Source organism: Sporomusa sp., assembly GCF_057736855.1.
This window is the reverse complement of sequence record NZ_JBYKYF010000217.1, coordinates 1-5,285: the sequence shown is the minus strand read 5'-3', so window position 1 is coordinate 5,285 and position 5,285 is coordinate 1. Positions and strand designations below refer to the sequence as shown.

The 5,285-nt window shown below is 41.8% G+C and carries 4 protein-coding genes; 1 reads left to right on the top strand and 3 read right to left on the bottom strand.

Features of this window, described 5'->3' with window-relative positions; genetic code table 11:
- The 3 genes from dsrA to AC29Z1_RS12975 all read right to left on the bottom strand — a co-directional run.
- A partial coding sequence (dsrA, locus tag AC29Z1_RS12985) for a dissimilatory-type sulfite reductase subunit alpha (RefSeq protein WP_488271878.1) occupies positions 1 to 1,174 on the bottom strand: 1,174 nt, incomplete at its 3' end.
- A gap of 221 nt (positions 1,175 to 1,395) precedes the next feature.
- Entirely contained in the window at positions 1,396 to 2,280 is an 885-nt protein-coding gene (locus AC29Z1_RS12980; RefSeq protein WP_488271877.1) for a LysR family transcriptional regulator, read from the bottom strand.
- A 285-nt stretch (positions 2,281 to 2,565) separates the two neighbouring features.
- Positions 2,566 to 2,898, bottom strand: a complete 333-nt coding sequence (locus tag AC29Z1_RS12975; protein ID WP_488271876.1) for a hypothetical protein — start codon at positions 2,896 to 2,898, stop codon at positions 2,566 to 2,568.
- 224 nt (positions 2,899 to 3,122) lie between these two features.
- Between AC29Z1_RS12975 and nifJ the strand changes: the two genes are divergently transcribed.
- A partial coding sequence (gene nifJ, locus AC29Z1_RS12970) for a pyruvate:ferredoxin (flavodoxin) oxidoreductase (protein ID WP_488271879.1) occupies positions 3,123 to 5,285 on the top strand: 2,163 nt, incomplete at its 3' end.

The window sequence follows — 5,285 nt, the reverse complement described above, 5'->3', positions numbered from 1 at the left end:
CCTCCTCGGCAGTCCAAGATATGTAAGGATTACTGCGGGGTGCTGTTACCATTTGCGGCACGGGTTTAAGACCAACAGCCTTTAAGAAAGTGGGTAACCCCACCCTAGCTATCGTTTCGCCGATCCGTTCCCGCTTCTTAGCATGCTCAACCCACCAGTCAGTAATCTGATCTATAATTTCTTTTAATTCCGTATACGGAGGCTCCAGCTTAAGAAATGGAACCAGTACCCAGCCGATCATTGCCCCTTTTACTACTGGTGCTTTGCCGCCGATAAGCAGCGTTGCCCCTCTATCTGAGCCAATGCTAAGCGCTTTAGGCATCATATTGATACAATGCATACAACGAGTGCAATCTTCCGCACAAAGCGTAAGTTCTTGTTTTTCTTGATCCCAGGTAAGTGCTTCTGTCGGACATTTTCTGATTACATTTTCTATTTTGAATCCGTTATTTACATAATCTTTTACTGCTGCCCTATCTATTTTTAAACTATCACGCCAGGTACCAATTATCGCCAAATCAGAGCGGGCCCCTGCCGCGCAGCAATCATTGGCACATGCCGAAATTTTAATTTTGAACTTATACGGCCATGCAGGACGATGTATTTTGTCTTGATAATGCAAGGTAAGATCATGCATAATATTCATACTATCAATACAAGCCTTTTCACAACGGGCCTGGCCAACACAGCAGTTTAGTGTACGCAGTGCTCCACCGGATCCCCCCAGATCAAAACCAAGCTCACTGAGTTCATCTACACAAGGCTGAAGATTTTCAGTTTTAATCCCCAGCAAAATCGCATCCCCGGTCACGCCATGCAGATTATATAAACCGCTGCCATATGTATCCCAAATGTCAGCCAACTTACGTAGCTTATCAGCCGTATAGAAAAATCCTGCAGGTTGATTAACCCGCAGAGTATGAAATTCTTTAACATTAGGGAACTCTTCGGGTATATTGCAGTACCGGGCAACAACCCCGCCGCCATACCCTTTTACCCTAACAGGTTCGCCATGCTTCCAATGACAACGTTTTTCTTCATAGGATTTTTCTAACATATGCAGCAAATCGGAAGCTCCTGCATTAGTTTTTGCTGCTTTCTTCATCTCGGTTACAAAACTAGGCCAGGCTCCCTGTTCTAATTCCTCAAGTAGCGGCGTTTTTTTGTCATTCATAGACTTTCACCTCCGTCAGTTATACCTCTACACCTTACCTGGATGTGACTGAACAATTCAAAGCATCCGTAGGTCTTTCTAAAATTATCTTGATTGTTGTTACTTTTTATTATAGACCTAACCTTATCTTATTTGAAATCAATAATAAAAATGCTGCTATTAATTTTTTTTATAAACAAACCACAAATGCTGAATTAGAGAACTAATTCAACACTTGTGGTTTATTTCGCGTTTTCCCAACAAAACTTCATAAAATTCTCAACAAATTCTTTACTGGCACTTTTTAAATAAATGAAATTAAATTCTCTTAAAATCTTCCCTTCGGCAATAGGTACTTCTATAACACGATTTTCTGCCAGAAGTCTTTTTACAGCTTCCCTGGAAACCACCGTTATACCCACACCTGATTGAACAAGAGAAATAATTGCCGTAATATCCCCTATCTCCATGTAAGGTACCAGACTTCGCGGATCATACCCCTGGTGTGCCAGATAATTTTCAAAAATCTTTTTGGTGCCAGAACCAGGTTCTCGGCATATCATCCTTTCACCAAGAATTTCTTCAATAGTAACTGAGTCTCGTTGAGCAAACGCATGTTGGGTAGGAACAATCAAAACAAGCTCATCATCTTTAAACTTTTCATAGTTAACGCTATTTTTATCAAAAGGCCCCTCGATGACCCCTAAATCAATCTCGCCTCTATACAGTCTTTCAAGAATAATTTCCGTATTTTCAACCTGCAAAATAATATCAATATTTTTGTTCTTGCTTTTATAGCTGCCGATAATTGGCGGCAATACATAACCTCCAATAGTCAGAGTTGCACCTATGGTATAGCGTTTAACAATAGCTGCTTCGTTATTGACATGCGCTTTCGCCAGTTTGCTAAGTCTCTCCATTTCTAGCGCATACTGATAAAGAATTTTACCGGCTGGAGTAAGTTCCATACTATGATTATTTTTTTCAATGAGCTTTACATTATAATACTCTTCCAGCATTTTAATTTGAATGGAAATCGCCGGCTGAGTCATATTTAAAAGCTTTGCAGCTCTAGAATAATTTTTTACATTGGCCACCGTTATAAACGTTTCTAGCTTTACATCCATCACCACTGCATCACCCTTTTAACCATATCTCTCCTTACATTTTATTCTCTTCCGGTGCTAAAAACCCCTTTTACTTATGCTTGAGGCAAATCAACAAGGTTCTGGCTTTCGCTCTTACAGCCAGCAACTATCCTGAATACCACAGACTCAAAATCCCCTTAACAGGCAAAAAACTTCAAGAGTTGGATACTCTTGAAGCTTACGTTTTACTGATCGTAGGTCTTCTCTATAGGTTGTATTTTTAGCATGCTGAAACCGTCTGATACAGCTTAAACACTCTTAATGCTACTTTTTGGTTTTCCTACCATTTAGATAGGTTTGTAACGTTTCAGTGGCTGCTTGAACCGTTTTCTTAGTCTTGCCGCCAACAATAATGCGGTATTCAGGTTTCCACCAAGATCCACCAACCCGATCAAAAATAATGTTAGTTTGAGGGTGGGCTGCTACTGTTTTTTTCACGCACCTAGCAATATGGAATTTAAAGAGAAAAAATACAGTCAGCGATAATTCATTGCGGATAGGGTTCTGGACACGGTAGATTTTATTGTCAGCTTTAATTAAAGCCTTGTCATGCACATTCATTGGCTGCTTCTTTTCTTGTTGATAATGGTGTTTCACGGTTGTCCTCCCCTTATTGTTACAATTATACACTATATGCTACCATTATTCGTTTCTGAACTCAATAAGCAAATTGCTGAAACAAGCGCATAGTTGTTCTCCGGCCAGTTGCCCAAAAGAGCTGTACCGATTTTTTTATAGGTATGAGAGTGCCGAAAATCCGCATACTAAAAGGCAGAAATATTTTGTAAAGGTGGTTAGCTAGTGTGGTAAAAAAGAAAACAATGGATGGTAATCAGGCAGCCGCTGAGGCATCTTATGCTTTAACCGAAGTTGCAACCATCTTCCCGATCACGCCTTCATCGCCGATGGCTGAGGGAGTAGATGAATGGGCAGCTCACGGAAAGAAAAACTTATTTGGCCAACCTGTCAGAGTAGTCGAAATGCAATCAGAAGGTGGCGCTGCAGGAGCGGTACACGGTTCACTGCAAGCCGGAGCTCTCACAACTACATACACAGCTTCCCAGGGACTGCTTTTGATGATTCCCGAGATGTATAAAATGGCGGGAAATTTAGTACCGGCAGTGTTTCATGTCAGTGCACGTGCCATTGCCACACATGCACTGTCTATCTTCGGTGACCACCAAGACATCAACGCCTGCCGTCAAACCGGCTTTGCGTTGTTTTGTTCTAATAATGTCCAAGAGGCCATGGACCTCGGTATTATTTCTCACCTTTCCGCAATCAAATCCCGGGTTCCTTTTTTGCATTTCTTTGACGGGTTTAGAACCTCTCATGAAGTTCAAAAGATTGAAGTGACGCCTTACGAAGACATCGCTAAACTTGTTGACTATCAGGCTATTCAAGAATTCAGAAACCGTGCTCTCAATCCCGAACATCCGGTATTACGCGGCACTGCCCAAAATCCTGATGTCTATTTCCAGGGACGCGAAGTTTCTAATCCTTATTTTGATGCTGTTCCTGATATTGTAGAAAATTATCTGGCGCAGTTCAAAGAAATCAGTGGACGTGAATATCATCTATTTGATTATTATGGGGACCCGCAGGCCGAGAACGTTATTGTAGCCATGGGCTCAGTCTGTAACACTATAGAAGAGACAATTGATTATCTCCAAGCCAGAGGAGAAAAAGTAGGACTGCTTAAAGTCCACCTATACCGTCCGTTTTCCAAAAAACACTTCTTAGCAGTTATGCCTAAATCGGTAAAAAGGATTGCGGTTCTTGACCGAACTAAAGAACCTGGTTCAACTGGTGAACCATTATACCTGGATGTCCTGCAAATCTATTATGATGAAGCTACCAAACCAATGATTGTCGGTGGCCGGTATGGTCTAGGTTCAAAAGATACTACCCCATCGCAAATTCTTGCGGTATATGAAAATCTGAAACAAGCCCATCCCAAAAATAGGTTCACGATTGGTATCGTCGATGATGTCACTCACACCTCTTTGCCAATCAAAGAAATTATAGATACCACGCCGGAAGGCACAATTAGCTGCAAGTTCTGGGGGCTAGGTTCTGATGGGACAGTCGGTGCCAATAAAAGTGCGATTAAAATCATTGGCGATAATACAGACCTCTATGTGCAAGGCTATTTTGAATATGACAGCAAAAAGTCCGGCGGTACTACCATTTCACATTTACGGTTCGGTAAAAAGCCCATTAAATCCTCCTATTTTGTGTTTGATTCCGACTACATTGCCTGCCATAACCGGTCATTTATCTATAACTATGACCTGCTTAAAGGCTTAAAAAAGAATGGTATATTTGTACTGAACTGCCCTTGGCGTCCGGATGAAGTGGGAGATCACCTCCCTGCTTCGTACAAACGTTATCTTGCCAAAAACAATATTAAATTCTATGTCATTGACGCCATAACCATAGCCGAAGAAATTGGGCTTGGCGGCCGAATCAACATGATTATGCAGGCGGCTTTCTTTAAATTAGCAAACGTAATTCCAGTTGATGATGCCATCCGGTACCTGAAGGACTCCATTCAACAAGTATATGGCAAAAAAGGTTCAAAAATTGTTGAGATGAACCAGCAAGCGGTGGATCGCGGCATTGAAGGTCTACAACAAGTAACCGTGCCTGCATCCTGGGCAGATATCCCCGATGAACCCATGCCAATTAAAGACGAACCCGACTTTATTAAAAGAATTCAGCGGCCTATGGCCCGTCATGATGGTGATGACCTGCCTACCAGTGCTTTTGTGGGAATGGAAGATGGAACATTTCCGCTTGGAACGACCAAGTACGAAAAGCGTGGAATTGCCGTATATCTTCCAGAGTGGCAAATTGATAAATGCATTCAATGTAACCAATGTTCTTACATTTGCCCCCATGCAACCATTCGTCCGTTCCTGCTAAATGACGACGAACGTAAGCAGGCACCCGATACCTTTAAAACCAAGAAACCCAATTCC